This is a genomic window from Corynebacterium flavescens, from assembly GCF_008693105.1.
Lineage (GTDB): Bacteria > Actinomycetota > Actinomycetes > Mycobacteriales > Mycobacteriaceae > Corynebacterium > Corynebacterium flavescens.
Window position 1 is genome coordinate 78692 of record NZ_VXKK01000023.1, and the last position, 18766, is coordinate 97457.

Annotated in this window: 17 protein-coding genes; 13 read left to right on the forward strand and 4 right to left on the reverse strand. The window is 59.5% G+C overall.

Annotation, left to right across the window (positions count from 1 at the left end; translation table 11 throughout):
- Window positions 1-18: 18 nt before the first annotated feature.
- On the reverse strand, window positions 19-534 hold the full coding sequence (locus F4V60_RS04135; RefSeq protein WP_075729463.1) for a methylated-DNA--[protein]-cysteine S-methyltransferase: 516 nt from the start codon (window positions 532-534) through the stop codon (window positions 19-21).
- A 50-nt stretch (window positions 535-584) separates the two neighbouring features.
- On the opposite strand from F4V60_RS04135, the gene F4V60_RS04140 reads away from it, so the two are divergent.
- Together F4V60_RS04140 and F4V60_RS04145 are read left to right on the forward strand one after the other, a co-directional pair.
- The gene (locus F4V60_RS04140) at window positions 585-998 is read left to right on the forward strand and encodes a DoxX family protein (RefSeq protein WP_075729464.1); all 414 of its coding nucleotides are present in this window, start codon (window positions 585-587) and stop codon (window positions 996-998) included.
- Window positions 985-1698, forward strand: coding sequence for a zf-HC2 domain-containing protein (locus F4V60_RS04145; RefSeq protein ID WP_075729465.1), 714 nt, complete (start codon window positions 985-987; stop codon window positions 1696-1698). Before F4V60_RS04140 ends, F4V60_RS04145 begins: the two co-directional genes overlap by 14 nt.
- Before the next feature lie 100 nt (window positions 1699-1798).
- Here the strand turns inward: F4V60_RS04145 and F4V60_RS04150 are convergent, their stop codons facing one another.
- Window positions 1799-3379, reverse strand: a complete 1581-nt coding sequence (locus tag F4V60_RS04150; RefSeq protein ID WP_232315980.1) for a dolichyl-phosphate-mannose--protein mannosyltransferase — start codon at window positions 3377-3379, stop codon at window positions 1799-1801.
- A gap of 73 nt (window positions 3380-3452) precedes the next feature.
- Between F4V60_RS04150 and rsmI the strand changes: the two genes are divergently transcribed.
- From rsmI to F4V60_RS04170, 4 genes are all read left to right on the forward strand, one after another.
- Window positions 3453-4313 carry a 16S rRNA (cytidine(1402)-2'-O)-methyltransferase gene (gene rsmI / locus F4V60_RS04155; protein WP_075729467.1) on the forward strand — a complete coding sequence of 287 codons (861 nt, stop codon included), beginning with the start codon at window positions 3453-3455 and terminating at the stop codon, window positions 4311-4313.
- 172 nt (window positions 4314-4485) lie between these two features.
- Window positions 4486-6315 carry a BCCT family transporter gene (locus tag F4V60_RS04160; protein WP_075729468.1) on the forward strand — a complete coding sequence of 610 codons (1830 nt, stop codon included), beginning with the start codon at window positions 4486-4488 and terminating at the stop codon, window positions 6313-6315.
- A 60-nt stretch (window positions 6316-6375) separates the two neighbouring features.
- Window positions 6376-8208 carry a methionine--tRNA ligase gene (gene metG, locus F4V60_RS04165; protein ID WP_075729469.1) on the forward strand — a complete coding sequence of 611 codons (1833 nt, stop codon included), beginning with the start codon at window positions 6376-6378 and terminating at the stop codon, window positions 8206-8208.
- Window positions 8209-8329: 121 nt separating this feature from the next.
- Window positions 8330-9523, forward strand: coding sequence for an MFS transporter (locus F4V60_RS04170; RefSeq protein ID WP_075729470.1), 1194 nt, complete (start codon window positions 8330-8332; stop codon window positions 9521-9523).
- Between the two features lie 27 nt (window positions 9524-9550).
- Here F4V60_RS04170 and F4V60_RS04175 read toward each other — a convergent pair whose 3' ends face one another.
- Window positions 9551-10090: a GNAT family N-acetyltransferase gene (locus F4V60_RS04175; RefSeq protein ID WP_075729471.1), complete on the reverse strand. Its 540-nt coding sequence runs from the start codon at window positions 10088-10090 to the stop codon at window positions 9551-9553.
- Between the two features lie 31 nt (window positions 10091-10121).
- On the opposite strand from F4V60_RS04175, the gene F4V60_RS04180 reads away from it, so the two are divergent.
- From F4V60_RS04180 to F4V60_RS04195, 4 genes are all read left to right on the forward strand, one after another.
- Window positions 10122-10952, forward strand: a complete 831-nt coding sequence (locus F4V60_RS04180) for a TatD family hydrolase (protein WP_075729472.1) — start codon at window positions 10122-10124, stop codon at window positions 10950-10952.
- A gap of 257 nt (window positions 10953-11209) precedes the next feature.
- Window positions 11210-12364, forward strand: a complete 1155-nt coding sequence (locus F4V60_RS04185) for a resuscitation-promoting factor (protein WP_075731050.1) — start codon at window positions 11210-11212, stop codon at window positions 12362-12364.
- Window positions 12365-12444: 80 nt separating this feature from the next.
- On the forward strand, window positions 12445-13320 hold the full coding sequence (gene rsmA / locus F4V60_RS04190) for a 16S rRNA (adenine(1518)-N(6)/adenine(1519)-N(6))-dimethyltransferase RsmA (RefSeq protein ID WP_075729473.1): 876 nt from the start codon (window positions 12445-12447) through the stop codon (window positions 13318-13320).
- A complete protein-coding gene (locus F4V60_RS04195) occupies window positions 13313-14293 on the forward strand; it encodes a 4-(cytidine 5'-diphospho)-2-C-methyl-D-erythritol kinase (RefSeq protein ID WP_075729474.1) in 981 nt (326 codons plus the stop codon). The genes rsmA and F4V60_RS04195 overlap by 8 nt, the downstream gene beginning before the upstream one ends.
- 40 nt (window positions 14294-14333) lie before the next feature.
- Here the strand turns inward: F4V60_RS04195 and F4V60_RS04200 are convergent, their stop codons facing one another.
- A complete protein-coding gene (locus F4V60_RS04200; RefSeq protein WP_075729475.1) occupies window positions 14334-15635 on the reverse strand; it encodes a hypothetical protein in 1302 nt (433 codons plus the stop codon).
- A gap of 91 nt (window positions 15636-15726) precedes the next feature.
- On the opposite strand from F4V60_RS04200, the gene F4V60_RS04205 reads away from it, so the two are divergent.
- The 3 genes from F4V60_RS04205 to F4V60_RS04215 all read left to right on the forward strand — a co-directional run bounded on the left by F4V60_RS04205 (window position 15727) and on the right by F4V60_RS04215 (window position 18602).
- Window positions 15727-17556, forward strand: a complete 1830-nt coding sequence (locus F4V60_RS04205; RefSeq protein ID WP_075729476.1) for an ABC-F family ATP-binding cassette domain-containing protein — start codon at window positions 15727-15729, stop codon at window positions 17554-17556.
- A 159-nt stretch (window positions 17557-17715) separates the two neighbouring features.
- Window positions 17716-18237 carry a hypothetical protein gene (locus F4V60_RS04210; protein ID WP_075729477.1) on the forward strand — a complete coding sequence of 174 codons (522 nt, stop codon included), beginning with the start codon at window positions 17716-17718 and terminating at the stop codon, window positions 18235-18237.
- Between the two features lie 44 nt (window positions 18238-18281).
- Window positions 18282-18602, forward strand: a complete 321-nt coding sequence (locus F4V60_RS04215; RefSeq protein ID WP_075731052.1) for a putative quinol monooxygenase — start codon at window positions 18282-18284, stop codon at window positions 18600-18602.
- The last annotated feature ends 164 nt before the right edge of the window (window positions 18603-18766 follow it).

Below are 18766 nucleotides of genomic sequence, written 5' to 3' on the forward strand. Positions count from 1 at the left end.
CTTTTAGGTGCGGTTACCCTAGGAGCGTTGCGCCTCTAAGCCGAGAAGAAATGTCTTGGCTGCGCTTCCGCCACGGTAGTTTCCCAGCGTGCCATCGCTGCGGATGATGCGGTGGCACGGGACGACGATGGGAAGGGGGTTTCTCGCGCAGGCGGAGCCCGCGGCACGGGTGGCGCGCGGATTTCCGGCAAGCCCTGCCAGCTGCGAGTAGGTCAGGCGCTGGCCAAAGCCCACGCGGGTTAGTTCTTCGCGGACGCGGGCCTGGAAACCGGAGCTTTCCTCTGGGGCAAGGGCAAGATCGAAGCTCGTGCGCTGTCCGGCGAAGTACTCGCGGAGCTGTTGCACGCAGGCGTCGACGGCCGTAGAGCTTTGCAGTGCGGGAGGAGTGACTGGCGAGTCCGGCAAGTCTGGGAAGTCCGGGAGAGCTTCGTGGGGAAAGAGAATCCGGGATACCGCATTGTCCGTTCCAACGATGCGCAGGGTCCCCAGGGGAGTGTCGCAGAAGGCTAGGGTGCTGCCGTGGAGAAGAGACATGTGCTCGGTCCTTTCGGAGAAATACTGCCAACCAGGGTAGTCTATTTCCCATGGATAAACCCGCCGTTCGTGATGCTGCGCTGCTGGTCTTCCGCGCGGTTCTGGGCATTATTTTCGTCGCGCACGGCGTCGATAAGATGTTCATGACCGGCATGGATGAGACCATCGGTCAGTTCTCCGCTTGGGGGGTTCCGCAGCCGCAGATTTCCGCTTATCTTGCGGCCATCGGGGAGATGATTGGCGGAGCTTTCCTCGTCATCGGTTTGCTCACTACGCTGGTTGCAGGCGCACTGGCTCTGCTGGCGGCGTGCGCGCTGTACTTCGTGCATCTCGGCAATGGGCTTTTTGCCACGGATTCTGGGATTGAATATCCAGCTGTGCTTGTGGTCTCGCTGTTGATGGTCGTGGTCTTTGGGGCCGGTAGGGCCAGCCTGGATGGGGTGTTGAGCCGTGCTAACTCATGAGGAAGTGCAGGCGGCTATTTCTGCACGCCTTGACGGGGAACCACATGGGCTCGAGGATGATGTGGTCGACGCACACCTAGAAAGCTGCGCCCAGTGCCGCGCCTTCCGCGATGAGGCTGCGGCTTTGTCGCGTTCGCTGGCTTTTGGCGAGCCAGCTGGGGCGGGCATGGCGCCGCCACAGGATCTTTCGGATATCATCTTGGCCGGCGTGGAACCGCAGTGGCGCAAGACAGCGGGAGCCCGCCAAGCCGGTCGCACCCTCTCGCGGGCCGCTATTGCCGTGATGGGCGCGATATTTGCGGTGTGGGCGGTCGTCCTCATCATCACCGCCTCTGGGTTAGAACCCACCAACGCTGATGGCAGCGTCCTTGATCCGGGAGCCGATCCCGTGCGCGCAGCCCTGTTGATGGAGGGCGCGGCAACACGCTTCGGGCTCGCCTCTGGGCTTATTTTCGCAGCGTGGCGTCCGCGCTTCGCCGCAGGCCTGTTCCCCGTGGCCTGCACGATGTTTCTCTTCCTCTTCGGGTTTGCCATGCGTGACATCGTGTGGGGAACCATCGAGGTCACCCAGGTCTACTTCCTCCTTGCAACAGGCATCGCTGCAGCGTGCCTGGGCTGGGGCTGGGCCGCGGATCGCGGCTATGCTTTGCAGTCGGCGCTGCGCAGTATAGGTTCTGGCCCGCGCAACGAGCTGTACTAAAGCCGCGCTTGTAGCTTCGCAGTGAGGTGCACAGGCAGAGACAGTAGAGACGGCCGGGGATGGACGTGGAGGGCTGGGGGAGAGGGGACTTCGCCAAGCGCTAGCTCCAGCTGGGCAACCACATCATTGATTGATACCAACCCTCGGGAATGATGAAGCCATAAAACAGCGGCGAGAAATAGAAGAACATGGCAACCACGGTGGCGAGGTAACAAATGGTCATGAAGGTTCCGCTTCTCATCTGGCCGCCGGCTAAGGCGCTCAACCACCTCCAACGAAGAAGCCTGCCGCGATTAATCATTTGCCCCAACGCCAGAGCGATGAGGACGATGACAAAGGGGATGAAGGCGGCGGCATAGAAGAAGTACATTTGCCGATCGAAGGCGGCCAGCCAGGGCAAGAATCCGGCGGCGAAGCCAACCAAGGGAATAAGGAAAGAACGATTGTGGCGCACGATGAGTGCCCACAGTCCCCACAAGACGGCCGGGACGACGCACCACCAGATGGCGGGAGTGCCGAAGAGATAGAGCATCCGGCGGCAGTGACCCTCACCGCACTCGATGTCCGTCGAGGAGTAGTAGAGGATGGGACGCGCCGCGACGAGCCAGGCCCAGGGCTTAGAATCCCACGGGTGATGGTGGCCGCCTGAGGAAGTGAGAGAGGCGTGAAACTCGAGGACCGAGCCGTGGTAATACAGCCACCCAGCGATCGGCTCTGGCAGCAGTTTTAGGGGGGAGAGCGCGCTGATGGTGCCATCGACCTTGGCGTGGCGGTAGACGGAGGTTTCCGAGGCAAACCAGGCACGCCACGTCCACACGTATAGAAGTAGGGGAACGAGTACTAAGGAGGCCAATGCGGCCGGGGTATCGCGAACGAGAGTGCCAGCAGCGTAGCGGCGGACGCCATAGCGCCTGCGCAGCGCGAGATCCGAGAAGACGCTGAGTAGCCCGAAGAAAAAGATGTAGTACAGCCCGGACCACTTCACCCCAAGGCTGAGGCCGAGAAAGACTCCCGCGCTAAAGCGCCACCACCGAAAGCCAAACCGCGGGCCGAAGTTCGAGGCCCCGAGGTTTCCATTGCGCCAGGCGTTGTGAAGGCGCATCCGCAGTGCATTGTTATCACGTGCGAGCGCCCACGCCGCGGCGACGACGAAGAAGACTTGAAAGATATCGAGCATCCCAAACTTGGAGGATACGAGAAGCACGCCGTCACAAACCCCGATGAGGCCGGCAAGGAAGGCGACCTGCCAGGAGTTGCTGATTTGGCGGGCCAGGGCCATCATCGTGATGATGGTCGCGGTGCCGAAAGCTGCCGCCATAAAACGCCAGCCCAGCGGGGTATAACCGAAGACCATTTCCGAGAGCGCCATGATCTGTTTCGCCAGCGGGGGGTGGACCACCAGCCCGTACCCGGGATTGGATTCTATGCCGCCGATAAACAGGTTGTCCCAGCTTCGAACCAAGTCCCAGGCCTGGGGGACATAGTGCTTCTCGTCGAAAATAGGGGTGCCGCCGGATACCGGGGTATTAAGACCAAGGAAGCGGGTCAGTAATGCGAGCACCGCGATTGCTGCGGTGCTTATCCAATCCGCGCGACGCCAAGAATATGCCACCGGGGCCGGTGGCTCTACGCGTCCGCGCACGCCATGTGTGGCTGGGGTAGGGGCGGTAGCAGTAGTCACGCCCACGAGTTTAGGCCACAGCCTTATGCGGCGGGCTATCGGTAGCGGCCCGGGATGTGGAATGCTTTGGGGCATGAGTTTCAATTTTCAGCTCGATCCCCTGCCGCGCGGCGTGGTGTTGGCGGCCACTCCTTTGGGCAACGTGGGAGACGCGTCCGCAAGGCTCATTCAGGCGCTGGGGCAGGCGGACGTCGTTGCCGCTGAAGACACCCGGCGGGCGCGCAACCTGGCGCAGGCTCTGGGGGTGGAGATTCGCGGCAAGGTGGTCTCCAATTTTGACCACAACGAGGCCGCTCGAGCAGCAAGCCTCATCGAGTCTGCGCGGACCGGCACGGTGCTCGTGGTCACCGACGCGGGTATGCCTATTGTCTCTGATCCCGGGCTCAGTCTCGTCAAGGCGGCGAGGGAGGCGGGCGTCGCAGTCACCTGCCTGCCTGGGCCTTCAGCCGTTACTACCGCGTTGGCGCTATCCGGGCTGGGCGTCGGACATTTCCTTTTCGATGCTTTTGCTCCCCGCAAGGCCGGTGCCCGCGCGGCCTGGCTAGAGAGCCTGCGCACGCAGGAGCGCGCGATTGTGTTCTTCGAATCGCCCCATCGCATCGCTGAGACGCTTGACGAAGCCGCTAAGATCCTCGGCGGCCAACGTCAAGCCGCCGTGTGCCGTGAGCTGACCAAGACGCACGAGGAAGTAAAACGGGGCAGCCTTGCAGAGCTCGCCCAATGGGCGAAGGAAGGCGTGCGCGGGGAAGTTACCGTAGTCATCGAGGGTGGCGATGCCGCGTCTTTCTCCTTGGAGGAACTCGTTGACAAGGCCGAGAGGCTCAGCGCCGCGGGAATGCGCCTCAAAGTTGCCTGCAAGGAAGCAGCCGCAGGCACTGGTGCCTCCAATCGTGAGCTTTATGATGCGGTGCTTGCCGCAAGGCGCGAGGCTTAGCTGAATCGTTATAGTTGCACACGGCGCTTTTCTCGCCGTGTGTGCTGGCATGCGGTTTATAGAGCTTTTAGCGCGAAAAGTGCTTAAGGTAGCACCGTGATTTCTTGAAGCTGTGGACTTTTTGAAGGTTTCCAGCTTGAAATATGTGCGAATGAGCACCAGTGTGGAGGGTATGTCTAAATCCGAACTCTCCGGCGCATCGGCGCCACAAGGAAAGGATCTGAGTGATCCACACGATCCCGAAGTGCTAGAGAACAAGCCTGAAGATCAGAAGTACGAAACCGTCGACGATGTCTTGGAAGGACAATCGGCAACAGAGCAATTGGCCTCAATGCTCGAGCCGGGCTTTGATCCCCAAGCACTTTCCTCCGACGAGAAGATCGACCTCGCGGCTGAATCCGAGGATGCCTCCATCGACTGGACCATCGTTTCCATCACGGGGTTGCTCGTCGCCGCCGTTGTGGTCTGGGGATTGAGTTTTCCTGATAGCTTTTCCCAGGTATCCCAAAAAGCACTTGACTTCGTCGTGACCGATTTTGGCTGGGCATTCGTGCTCTTCAGCACGGTATTCGTGGTTTTTGTCATCGCGGTGGCTGCGTCTAAGTTTGGCACCATCAAGCTCGGAGCGATTGATGAGGAGCCCGAATTTGCCACCGGGTCCTGGATAGCCATGATGTTCGCCGCCGGCATGGGCATTGGCCTCATGTTCTACGGCGCCTCAGAGCCGCTGGACTTCTATCGCAACGGGGTACCGGGCCACGAGCCGCATGAGGTCGGAACCTCCATGGCCACGGCCATGTTCCACTGGACACTGCACCCGTGGGCCATCTATGCGGTGGTGGGGTTGGCCATTGCCTACTCGACCTTCAGAATCGGGCGCAAGCAGTTGCTGTCCTCGGCCTTTACCCCTCTCTTTGGGGAGCGCGCCGTCAATGGCCCAGTGGGTAAGTTCATCGACATCCTCTCGATCTTCGCCACCGTTTTCGGTACCGCCTGTTCCTTGGGCTTGGGCGCGCTGCAGATTCAGGCCGGCCTGCAGGCCTCGGGCTTGATATCTAGCCCATCTGACTTTGTCGTCGTGGGAATAGTTCTCGTACTTACCCTGGCTTTCATCTTGTCTGCTATATCCGGGGTAGGACGCGGTATTCAGTACCTTTCTAATGCCAACATGGTTATGGCCGCAGTGCTGGCCATCTTCGTGTTCATCCTGGGCCCCACGATCTCTATCCTCAACCTCGTTCCAGGCTCCGTTGGCAATTATCTCAGTTCCTTCACCGAGATGATCGCCCGTACCGCCGAGTCGAACAACGGGGAGGCAGGCGAGTGGCTGTCTAGCTACACCTTGTTCTATTGGGCATGGTGGATCTCTTGGTCTCCTTTCGTCGGCATGTTCTTGGCCCGTATTTCGCGCGGGCGCTCGATCCGCGAGTTCTGCATCGGTGTACTTCTTGTCCCTGCGGGAGTCTCGACCCTCTGGTTTGCCATCTTTGGCGGTACAGCCATCCACTTGGAGCAAAAGGGTGAGTCCATCGCTGGCGAATCCACCGAAGAAGAGCTGTTTAATCTTCTTCACGCGCTGCCGCTGGGCATGATAGCCGGCATCGTCGCTATGGTTATGCTGGCGACATTCTTTGTCACCTCGGCTGACTCCGCTTCCACGGTCATGGGATCGATGTCCCAAAACGGAAGGGCAGACGCTGCGCCTTGGCTCTCCGCCACGTGGGGAGCGCTCACCGCAGCCGTGGGCCTTGTGCTTCTTTTGACCAACGAGAATGCGCTGAGCAACTTGCAAAACGTGACCATCGTGGCGGCCTCGCCCTTCCTCGTGGTCCTCATCTTGTTGATGTTCTCGCTAGTCAAGGATCTCCGCAATGACGTGATCTACCTCGAGTATCGCGAGGCGCAGGCATTCCAGCGGAAGTTGGCTCGGGAGCGCCGCATCCACCGCGAGTACCAGCGTGCGCACGCGCTCAAGCAGCGCCGGCAGCAACGTCACAAGTAGCAGACCAAAATTCTTACCTGATCGTGCGCCCTCAAGGGGGGCTTCGATAGGCTAGGGGTCATGAGTGAGTCAGTAGTAGTAAATGTTGCATGGCCCTATGCCAACGGCCCCCGCCACATTGGACACGTGGCGGGGTTTGGCGTTCCCTCGGATGTGTTCGCGCGCTACCAGCGAATGCGTGGTCGCAACGTGCTCATGGTCTCTGGTACTGACGAACACGGCACTCCGCTCCTCGTCCAAGCCGATAAAGAAGGCGTGACCGTCCGCGAGTTGGCGGACCGCTATAACCGGCAAATCGTCACGGACCTAGCTCGGCTCGGCCTTTCCTATGATCTCTTCACTCGCACCACTACGCGCAACCACTACGCAGTGGTCCAAGAGTTGTTCCGGGGCTTGTATGAGAACGGCTACATGATCAAAGAGACCACCATGGGCGCGGTTTCTCCCTCGACTGGGCGCACCTTGCCAGATCGCTACATCGAGGGAACGTGCCCCATCTGTGGCGCAGAGGGTGCCCGCGGCGACCAGTGCGATAACTGCGGCAACCAGCTCGATCCCACTGACCTCATCAACCCGGTTTCGAAGATCAACGGCGAAACCCCGATCTTCGTAGAGACCGAGCATTTCCTGCTGGATCTGCCCGCAGTCAAAGATGCACTTGAGAAGTGGCTATCCACGCGCGAGGACTGGCGTCCCAATGTCTTGAAGTTCACTTTGAACTTGCTCGAAGATATGCGCCCGCGCACCATGAGCCGCGATATTGACTGGGGCATCCCCATTCCCGTCGAGGGCTGGGAGGACAACGGCGCAAAGAAGCTCTACGTGTGGTTTGATGCGGTCGTGGGTTACCTCTCTGCCTCCATTGAGTGGGCTTATCGCATTGGCCGCCCCGATGCATGGAAAGAGTTCTGGCAGAACCCGCAGGCCCGCCACTATTACTTCCAAGGCAAGGACAACATCACCTTCCACGCCCAGATCTGGCCCGCAGAGCTTTTGGGCTATGCGGGTAAGGGCGCCAAAGGCGGCGAGCTGCATACCTACGGTGACCTCAACCTGCCCACCGAGGTGGTTTCCTCCGAGTACCTGACCATGTCCGGCTCGAAGTTCTCTTCCTCCAAGGGTGTGGTCATCTACGTCAAGGACTTCCTTGCTCAGTTCGGGCCCGATGCGTTGCGCTACTTCATCGCCGTGGCCGGACCGGAAAATAACGACACCGACTTCACGTGGGACGAGTTCGTCCGCCGCATCAACAACGAGCTGGCTAATGGCTGGGGCAACCTAGTCAACCGCACCGTCTCCATGGCGCATAAGAACTTCGGCGAAGTTCCTACGCCTGCTTCTTTAGAGCCAGCAGATGAAAAGATCCTGGCTTTGGCGGAGGAGACTTTCGCCACGGCCGGCCAGTTCTTGGAAAGCTCTAAGTTCAAGCAGGCTATAAGCGCGGTCATGCACGTCGTCGGGGAGGCCAACGCTTATATTGCGGACCAGGAGCCATGGAAGCTGGCCAAGGATGAGACCCAGCGCGAGCGCCTGGCCACGGTGCTATGGACTGCTTTGCAGGTCGTCTCTGATTGCAATGTGATGCTCACACCTTTCCTGCCATTCACGGCTCAGAAGGTGCATGAGACCTTGGGACGCACGGGCGTATGGGCGGCGCAGCCCGTCATCGAGGAGGTCCTCGATGACATGCCGGTGGATCTTGTCGGAGTAGGTCTGCCGCCAGAGAATCATCCCTATCCCATCATTACCGGTGATTACACCAAGCAGCAGGCCGTATGGCAGCGAGTCCAGGTGGAACCGGGAACGCCGCTAAACAAGCCGAAGCCGCTCATCACCAAGCTTGATCCAGAGTTGGGGGAGACCGGCCCCGAGTGGGCTCCGGTACTCAAGTAGGCAGGTTCTTAGCTTTCCCCGCCTCCTCAAAACGCTGCGGATACCTCGTGCTTGCGAGGTATAACGAGTGTTTGTCATAGGAGGCGGGTTTCATCTATTTGTAGGAAGGCAGCTTTAGAACATGGGCAAGTCACGCAACCCGCTAGCTTTCTTCCTCATACTCTTGGTTGTGGGCATCTCCTCGTTGAACCTGCGAGCGGGGATTGCCTCGGTTGCGCCGGTACTGGCGCAGATTCGAGAGAACTTTGGGATTAGCCCGGCCACCGTCGGAGTGCTCACCGCCTTGCCCGGCATTGTTTTTGCCATCATGGGGTGGTGCGCGGTTCCCATCGCGCGCAGGTCGGGGCTTTCCCTGACCGTGTTCGTCGGTGGAATAGCCATGCTCATTGGGCTGGCACTGCGCCCCTGGACCGGTAGCTTTGCCGGATTCTTGGCGCTGACGTTGTTGTTGGTAAGCGGAATGGCAGTGGCCAACATTGTCCTGCCCGCGTGGATCAAACAACACGGAAGAGTCTCCCAGATGGTTGTGCTGATGACCCTTTACACCTCGGTGCTGGGTTTATCCTCCGCCCTTGGGCCGCTGTCAGCCGTGGTGATGCCGACCTGGCGCGGTAGTCTCGCCGTGTGGGCCATCCCAGTGGGCATTGCGCTGCTGGTGTGGCTCGCCGTGTTGCCGCGGACGTGGGGCGACATCCCGCACGCCCCGCTCGGGGACGCGGGCCCTTCGGTTCCCATTATTAAATCACCAACGGCAGTGGCGATGCTGCTTTTCTTCGGGCTACAATCCACCATGGCTTACGTGCAGATGGGGTGGCTCCCGCAGATGCTCATGGACAAGGGCGTTTCACAAAGTACCGCCAGCCTGGCTTTGGCACTTATCGGAGCGCTCAATATTGTCGGCGGCATTCTTATGCCTTGGCTAATTGAGCGCCTTAATAACCTGCGCCCCGTCCCCATCTTCTTAGCCTTGTGCACCGCGAGCGGATGGGGCGGAATGCTCGTGGACGCGGCCGGTGCGCCACTGCTGTGGGCCGGGTTGATGGGAGTGGGGGGTATGTGCTTCCCGCTGGCCATTGCGCTCTTGGCAGCACGGACGAGAACGGCGGTCATGACTGCCCGGCTCTCAGGATTCGTGCAGCCGGGCGGCTATGTCTTGGCCGGAGTTGTACCGCTGGTACTTGGGGCCCTAAACAGCTGGAGCGGCAACTGGACCGTGCCGCTCGTGGTGCTTATCATCTTGTCCTTCGCCATGCTGGGCGCAAGCCTGGGCGCTACGCGTTCAGTATTCATCGATGACGAGCTCAATGGGCGATGAGTCAGGTGGAACACTCGCCAAGTTCGCTCAGTTCGCGCGCTCAGGGGTGCGCTCAGTGGTGATGGAATCGCGTGGGAAATCCAATTGCAGGTGGACTAAGCCGAGCCGGTGCCCGTCCTTGGTGTGGATATTTGGCATGCGGCCGGTCTCAACAAAGCCCAGCTTTTGGTGAAGGGCGATCGAAGCCTCGTTGTGGTCGACGATGTAGCTAATCATCGTTTGCACGTATTCGTCCTGCGCGGCGGCGTCGATAACCGCGCGCAGGAGTTTGGTGCCCACGCCTTTGCCACGCGCCTGGGGGGCCAGATAAATCGAATTCTCGACGGTGCCGAAGTAGATAGCGGGTGTGACAAATTGGAAGTACGCGGCCCAACCCAAGACGGCGTCGTCCTCGACTGCGACGAATAAGGGGTAGCCCTCTTCTTCCATGTCGCGCAGCCACTGCTCGCGATCGGAAAGGGATTCCTGCCACGTCACAAGGTTGTGCGCCGGTGTGGCAGAGGAAGCTTGGTTATAGATGGCGCTGAGTGCGGCGGCGTCGGCCAGCACGGCGGGGCGAATGAGCATGGTTTAAAAGACTACAACTACAATCGCGGGCATGTCTAAGAAGAAGCCTCGTCCCATTCCCGTGCCGGTAGAAGGCCTGAGCGCGCTGGTTGACGCCCATACGCACCTGGCCTCACACCCGGATTCGGACGCGGACGTGGTCTCCCGCGCGGAGGCGGCAGGAGTAGGCCGCATCGTCACCGTCGGAGACGATATAGAGGAATCCGCCGCAGCATTATCTGCTGCCCACGCTTTCGCTGATGTCTATGCGGCCTGCGCCATTCACCCCGTGCGCGCCGGTCAGCTCGACGATTCAGCGAAGGAACGCCTGCGCAAGATGGCGGCAGATCCGCGCTGCGTGGCCATAGGGGAGACGGGACTAGACGCATATTGGATAGAACATGCACCGGAGACTACCGCGGACATGGACACCCAGGAAGAGGCGCTGCGGTGGCACATTGATCTGGCGGTGGAATCCGCAAAGACGCTTATGATTCATAACCGCGAGGCTGATGAGGCGCTGCTGCGAATACTGGCGGAGTCCCCGCAGCCTCGGGCAGTGATGTTGCACTGCTTCTCCTCACCGTTGCAGGTCGCGCGTGAGGCGCTTGAGCGTGGCTATATTCTCTCCTTCGCCGGCAACGTGACTTTCAAGCGCAATGAGGAGCTGCGCGAGGCCGCGCGTATTGCGCCGGCGGGCCAGTTACTAGTGGAGACCGATGCCCCTTATATGACTCCCGAGCCCTTTCGGGGCTCGCGCAACGAGCCGGCTCTAATCGGCCACACGTATCGTTGCATCGCCGAGGCCCGCGGGGTCCGGGTAGAAGAGCTAGTTCAAGAGGTCAACAACACCTTCGATGCGGTGTATAGGCTAGGTTCTTAGCAAATTCTAAGAATGTGTGACGAGCATCATAGTTTATATTTTGGCTGGTAGGCGGTGGCGGGGGCGATAAATGTGGCCGATGTTTCGCCTGTGAACTATAACGAAGATTGGCTCTCGACTATACCGGGATGTTATCGTATCGTTATTAATCGTTCGCCCCGTCTTTATAACTAGGCTGCAGCTTCCCCCTGGAGGTAGCGCCCCGGCGGGGCATGGCACTGCTACTGAGTTCAACTGACTTCACCGAAGAGAGTTTCATGTCACCTGTAAACCAGATCAAGCGAATCAACAGCTCCCGCTCCCTGCCGCTGCGTCTTGCTACCGGCGGCGTCTTGGGAACCTTGGCAGTCGGCGGCGTCGTTGCCGTCACGGCACAGAAGGACGTCACCGTCGATATCAACGGTGACAAGGTTCAGCTGGCCACGTGGGCGGGCAACGTCGATGAGGCGCTGAACGCTGCTGGCGTAAGCGTCGGGCAGGAAGATCTTGTCTACCCGGCCCCTTCCGAGAAGGTCAATGACGGTGATAGCATCACGGTTCGCACCGCCAAGCCGGTGGCTGTCACCGTCGATGGCGTGCAGCAGAAGATGTCTACCACCTCCCTGAAGGTCTCCGACCTGATCGGTTCTTTGGGCAACGTCGCCCCCAACGCCGTCGTGTTGGCCGGGGATAAAAAGGTCGAAAGTGACGAGGCCGTTCAAGAGGGAATGGACCTCGAGGTCATTTCCCCCAAGATCGTGAAAATCAATGATGGCGGCAAGATCACCTATACCAACATCGCCGCTAAGACCGTGGGTGACATCATCAAGGCCCGTGGCATCAAGGTTGATGATGATGACCGCGTATCCCCATCCTCGGATGCTCCCGTGACCAACGGCATGTCCATTACCGTGGATAAGATCGATACCAAGGTATTCGATGCAACCGAGCAGTTCGATGCCGATGTACACTATGTAGATGATAGTGAGCTCGAAGAGGGCAGCGAAGTTGTCCGTGAGCAGGGCGTCAAGGGCGAGCGCGTCGTTACGCGCAAGCAGGTAATGAAGAATGGCGCTGAGGAATCCAACGATGTCCTCAAGCAGTCCGTCACCGTGGAGGCCAAGCCTTCCATCATTGCGCGTGGCACCAAGAAGGCCGCCAGTGCCTCTGCTCCTTCCGTTGCCAACGGTTCTGTGTGGGATCAGCTCGTGCAGTGTGAGGCAACCGGAAACTGGAATATCAACACCGGCAATGGTTTCTCCGGTGGATTGCAGTTTACCCCGTCCACCTGGGCAGCTTTCGGCGGCACCGCTTATGCTCCTGAGGCATGGCAGGCCACCCGCGAGCAACAGATTGCCGTTGCTGAGAAGGTCCAGGCCTCTCAGGGCTGGGGCGCTTGGCCCGCGTGTACCTCCAAGATGGGTCTGCGCTAAATCCCTAAATACTCCACCCTTCCCGCTGGGCCATACCCCGGCGGGAGGGGTCTTTTGGTTCCTGCACTAGATTGGACTGCATGAGTGACTACGCGGCGGACCTTTTAGGTCCCACGGAGATTCGACAGCTTGCCAGCAGCTTGGGCATTACCCCGACCAAGAAGCTAGGTCAGAATTTTCTCCACGATCCGAACACCATTCGGCGTATCGTCAACGCGGCTGAGCTGCGCCCCGAGGACACAGTGGTGGAGGTCGGCCCCGGGTTGGGTTCTTTGACCCTGGGCTTGCTTGGCGCGGGCCACTCAGTACAGGCGGTAGAAATCGATCCCCGCTTGGCTTCCCAGCTACCGCACACCGTCGCCGAGCGCGCCCCCGGCCTAAGTGAGCGCTTAGAGGTAGTGTACAAGGACGCGCTGCAGGTCGATGCACAGGACGTGGACGCCCCCACCGCGTTGGTGGCTAACCTGCCCTATAACGTGGCAGTTCCGGTACTGCTCCACTTCTTGGAAACCTTCCCCTCTATCCGCAGGGTATTGGTGATGGTTCAGCTCGAGGTGGCTGAGCGCCTCGCAGCGCAGCCAGGCTCGAAGATCTACGGTGTCCCAAGCGTCAAGGCCTCTTTTTACGGCACTGTGTACAAGGCTGGAACCATTGGAAAGAATGTATTTTGGCCTGCCCCCAATATCGAGTCTGGTCTTGTGCGCATCGATCGCTTCGAGCAGGAGCCTTGGCCCATTACTGCGGAGTCCCGCGCCGCGGTGTGGCCGCTTGTCGACGGCGCTTTTGCACAACGCCGCAAGACCCTGCGGGCGGCATTGGCCGGCCACTACGGATCGCCCGCGGCTGCTGAGGAGGCATTGCGCGCTGCCGGCATCGAGCCTGGCCTGCGCGGTGAGAAGCTCAGCGTCGCCGACTTCGTGCGCCTAGCCGGAGTGAGGGGAGTAGAGCATGCTTGAGCCTGAGCAAATAGATTCTTTCCTCTTTAGCGCCAAGGCACACGCCAAGGTTAACCTCCACCTCGGGGTAGGAAACTCCCGTGCCGACGGCTTTCATGAGTTGGTCTCTGTATTCCAGTCCTTGGACGTGCACGACACCGTGACTCTAAGTGAGTCGGAAGGTGCAGCGCCCCGTGGCACTCACGTGCGGGCAATAAACGTGTCGGGACCCTATGCGGCAGGCGTTCCGGCGGACCAGAGCAATCTGGCGTGGCGCGCTGTCGATGCCGTTGCCACGCGGCTGGCAGAGAAGTTCGGCCCGCGCGAGCTGTCTGTCGTTGAGCTCGAATTGCATAAGGAGATCCCTGCTGCGGGCGGGATGGCCGGCGGTTCGGCTGATGCCGCTGCGGCGCTGCGGCTAGCTGATAGCTGTTTCAGCCGCGCCTACGATATCCGCTCCTTGGGCGAGGATGAGCTTTTTTCTCTCGCTGCTGACCTAGGCTCCGACGTCCCCTTCACTTTGCTCGGTGGCACTGCTTTGGGCACTGGCCGCGGCGAACAACTCACGCCGATGTTGGCTCGCGGGCGCTATACCTGGGCGCTCATCACCTCGAAGGAGGGGCTTTCTACCCCGTCCGTATTTCAGAAGCTCGATGAGCTGCGTAGCCAGGGCAAGGGGAGCTCACCCAGCCTAGATACTACGAGGGTGTCGCAGGCGCTTATCTCTGGTGATCCAGAGCGCCTCGCAGGCGAGTTGAAAAACGATCTGCAGGCGGCGGCCCTATCCTTGCGCCCCGACCTCCGCAAGGTTCTAGACGTGGGACAAGAAGCAGGGGCCTTGGCCGGAATAGTTTCCGGCTCGGGGCCGACCTGTGCTTTCTTGTGCCCGGATAAAGCCACCGCCGCAGAAGTGGTATTTCAGGTCACCATGGCTGTCCCGGGAACGAAGGGTTTAATATCTTCTTCACCCGGGTCCGGCGCCCACCTGATTTAAAGCTCAGGCGGGTAACGCCGGCGGTGCTGCCGCGAATTGCTTAGAGTACTGACATCTCAGTCGGCTGGTAGTCCAGCTCGAAGCGATTAACTTCCTCGCCCTTGAGGAGGTCAATGACGACCAGTTCCTTCTTGTTGGCGTCGGTGACGTAGGCGTATCCGTCCTCGGACTTGAGGATAGGTCCAGGAAGCTGCCACTCTTCGTTCTCTTTCCATTCAGAGATGGCATCAATTCGCTTGGTAACCTCACCGCTATCGGCGTCGATGATGTTGAGTTTGCCGTCGTTGGTGAGCACGAGGGCTTCGCCCAAGGGGCCACGTGCCAGGGAACGGAACCAGTAGGAAGATCCCAACTCGACCTTCTTTGTGCTGTAGTCCTCGGTATTGATGAGGGAAACAGACGTGGGGTGCTCCTGCTCGGCATCCTTATCAGTCTTGTTATCGGCCAAGATGACGTGGGATTCTTCCGAACCGGCGGAGTTACCGGAGCGCTGGTAGCCGTCCTTGCCTGCGTAGGAAGAAACGTCGATCTTGTGGAACTCCTTGCCATCGAAGACTACGGGGCCATCTTCGCAACCGAAGAAGATATTACCGTTTCCTGCTGCAGCCTCGCCGTGCACGCCTGGGCACTGATCGGTCTCTGCAAGGACTTTTCCATCCTTGTCCTTGTGCTGGATGGTGTGGCGTTCGTCCTCGGTTCCCTTGGTCATGACGACGGATCCGTCCTTAAACGGTACCGCCACGCCGTGGTGGGCGGCACCGGATTCAAAGGTCTTGACATCCTTGGGGTCGGCGATCTGGTCATCTGGAATGATCTGAACAGTGCCATTGCCGTCAGAGAACAAGGCAGTGAAGCCGTCGTGAGAGACTACGTGACCGGCGTGGGGTGCATCGTAGGTGGCGTCATCGAGAGTCGGCTCAGCGGTGTAGTAGTGGTTGTGGTCACCGTGTGGCTTAGTGATGAGCCCGCTGTCGTAGGTGAGGAACTTGTCTCCCTTGGTGACCATGACGTGGCGCTTGTCCCCGGCGTTTGCTAGGCGTAGGAATGCAGGCATGTCCTCTTCATCGAGAACCTTGCCGGTCTTGGCATCATAGGTCTTGAGACCGCCCTCGTAGGAGATAACTACGCGGTTGGGCAGCTGTGCTACCTCGGTTTCGCCCTCGCCGGCTTCCATGTCGTCGTGGGAGCCGTGGTCGTGGTCTTCGTGTGCTTCCGAGGACGAAGCGGCCTCGGTGGGAGATGCAGAGGTATCTGCTGAGTTTCCGTTGGGGTTCGAGCAGGACGTGAGAAGTAGCGCAGTGCTCGAGACAACAGCGATCATAGATAGAATGGGTTTCTTCATGCCGGTCGATACTATTGATAATGACTTTCATTTTCAACATCTAGCGGAAATGGGGGTACTAACCCCGCAGGCACTAGGATGGGAAAACGTTATGGCGAACCTAATTAACCTCGAACAAGTCTCAAAAACCTATGGCCTGCAGACGCTGCTGGACGGGGTGTCCCTCGGTGTGCAGACGGGAGACCGGATAGGAATAGTCGGAGTCAACGGCGGTGGAAAAACAACTCTGCTGGAGGTCTTAAGCGGGATTGAGCCGCCGGATGCCGGACGGGTATCTCATACCTCTGGGCTGAGAATGGCCGTGGTCACGCAGCGCTTTGAGCTCGATGAGGAACTCACCGTAGCTGGCGCCATCATCGAGCCCTTAGGTCTCGAGACTTATCAATGGGCCTCCAATGCCAAAGTCCGCGATGTTCTCTCTGGGCTGGGAATCGTAGATCTGGGTCTCGACACCCCAGTGGGTTCGCTATCTGGCGGTGAGCGCCGCCGCGTTAACCTCGCAGCGGCACTCGTGCAGGACCTAGACTTGGTCATCCTCGACGAGCCTACTAACCATCTCGACGTGGAAGGCGTGCAATGGCTGGCGGAGTACCTGGTATCCCGCAAGATTTCCATCGTAGTTGTCACGCACGACCGCTGGTTCCTCGACTTCGTTGGCTTGCGTACCTGGGAAGTCCACGATGGGAAGGTTGATATCTATGAGGGTGGCTACAACGACTGGATCTTCGCCCGAGCGGAACGAGCCCGCCAAGCTGAGGCAATGGAGCAGCGCCGGCAGAACCTTGCCCGCAAGGAGTTGGCCTGGCTGCGTCGTGGCGCACCCGCACGTACGTCGAAGCCTCGCTACCGCATCGAGGCGGCAGAATCACTTATCGCGGATGTCCCGGCTCCCCGCGACAAGGTCGAGCTCATGGCTTTTTCCAAGCAGCGCCAAGGCCGGCTGGTCATCGAGCTGGAGGATGCAACAATCACCGCGCCGGATGGCCGCACCCTAGTGGATCACCTCACCTGGCGCCTCGCACCGGGGGAGCGCATCGGCCTCGTGGGAGTAAACGGTTCGGGCAAGACCACCTTGTTGCGGGCGCTGGCCGGCGAGTATCCGCTCGCCGCAGGAAAGCGCATCGTTGGTCAAACCGTGCGGCTGGGCTGGCTGCGCCAAGAACTAGATGATCTTGATCCCCAACGCCGGCTTATTGACGCCGTTGAGGACGTCGCCACTTACGTCCAGCTGGGGCACAAAGAAATCTCTGCCTCCCAGCTGGCAGAAAGGCTCGGCTTCTCTCCCAAGCGTCAGCGCACCCCCGTGGGGGACCTCTCAGGTGGCGAGAGGCGCCGCCTGCAGCTGACCCGCGTTCTCATGGCAGAACCCAATGTGTTGCTCCTCGACGAGCCCACCAACGATCTCGACATCGATACTCTCCAGGAGCTCGAGTCCCTTTTGGACTCCTGGCCGGGGACCATGGTCGTGGTCTCCCACGATCGTTACCTTGTCGAGCGCATTGCGGATTCTACCTACGCGCTTTTCGGTGATGGGAAGCTGAGCAATCTTCCAGGGGGTATCGATGAGTACCTGCGTCGGCGTTCTCTTCTCGAGGCCGAAAGCGGCAGCAAGGTACTTGATTTGGGTGAGAAGACAGTCGCTGCCAGCTCTCCGGATTTGGCGGAGCACAACTCGCCTGCCGCCAAGACTCTCTCCTCTCAGGAGGAAAGAGAACTCAAGAAGAAGATGAACGCGCTGGAGCGCAAGATGTCTAAGCTCGATAAGGAAGCCGACAAGGTCAACGCTCAGATGGCCGACGCTGCAGAAAAGGTTGATACAGAGGCCCTGACCAAGCTCGATGCCCAGCTCAAGCAGCTCAACGCGCAGCGCGAAGACTTGGAAGCCGAATGGATGGAATTGGGTGAAGCACTGGAGGGATAAGGCCTCCAAGAGGTCGTGTCCTCGAGGAAAGCTTGGCGTTAGCCCGTGGTCAGACGAGGTGATGTAGAAAGACCTCTACTATTACGATGCGGTATCAATTCTGCCTATAAGGTCTATGTAGCCTGTTCACGGTGAGTTGCTTGTGAGAACGTGACAGGTATGAATACTCCACGCCGCGTCCTTAGCATCCTGACCACCACCGCGTTGGCGCTTGCCGCCTCCGGGGCCAGTGCCCCAGCGCAAGAACCGTCCCCTGCGGTTGCTGTCAGCCCAACAACCAGCCCACCCGCTGGCTCACAGTATGGGGAGCTGGGCAAGGAGCCACCTGGTGCTGTGGTTGCGCACTTGCCCCAGGTTGCTACCGATCTCGAGCAGGCTACCGTCGCGCACCTAGAGGCTTCGGGGCATTATCGCGACGGGGTCGCTGCCGACATTGCTCAAGAATGGGCCGCTCAAGGAGAGCGTGGGGAGCTTGAGTTCTACTCCGATGTCGGTGACGGCAATATTCACCTTGAGGAAGGCACGGGCAATGTTTATCGGCTTACTGAAGGCCAAGCCCAAGAACGCTTGAGCTGGTTAAACAACGCAGGCAGCGTCACACCCATGCAGGGAACCGGATTTGGTACAGCTGTATCTTATGATGGCGAGTACCTCTATCTGGTGGAGTACTTCCGCAACTAAAGAAGCGTTCGAGGGACTTCTCATCATCGCGTACCATGGGCGTCATGATTTTCATCAACGTACAGTTTCACGTCAAGCCGGAATACAAGGACACCTTTCTCGATGAGGTGAATTGGTACACGGAGGCCTGCAACGCTGAGCCGGGGTGCCTAGACTTCAAGTGGTTCCGCGACCCCCAAGATGAGCAGCGCTTTCTCCTCCTCGAGACCTATGCCGACGGGGAGGGTGTCGCGCACGTGCAGTCCGAGCACTTCAAGCGCTCTTGCGAGGAGTTCCCGCAGTATCTGCTGGAGACCCCAGACATCATTAACTTCCGCATCGAGGGAAAGACCTCGTGGGACAAAATGGCCGAGTTCTCGGTATAGATCAACCCTCCGTATAGGTCCTTCCCACGCAGAAACCGGGCTAAGGAGCAAAAAGTGTGTCTGCGGGCGTGTCGGGGTTAGGTGCCGGGCCAGCCTTTGCGGATTCCTAGGTTGTGGTTGTATTCGTTTGGGATAGCGTTGTCGTAGAGGGCTGGTCTTCCGGT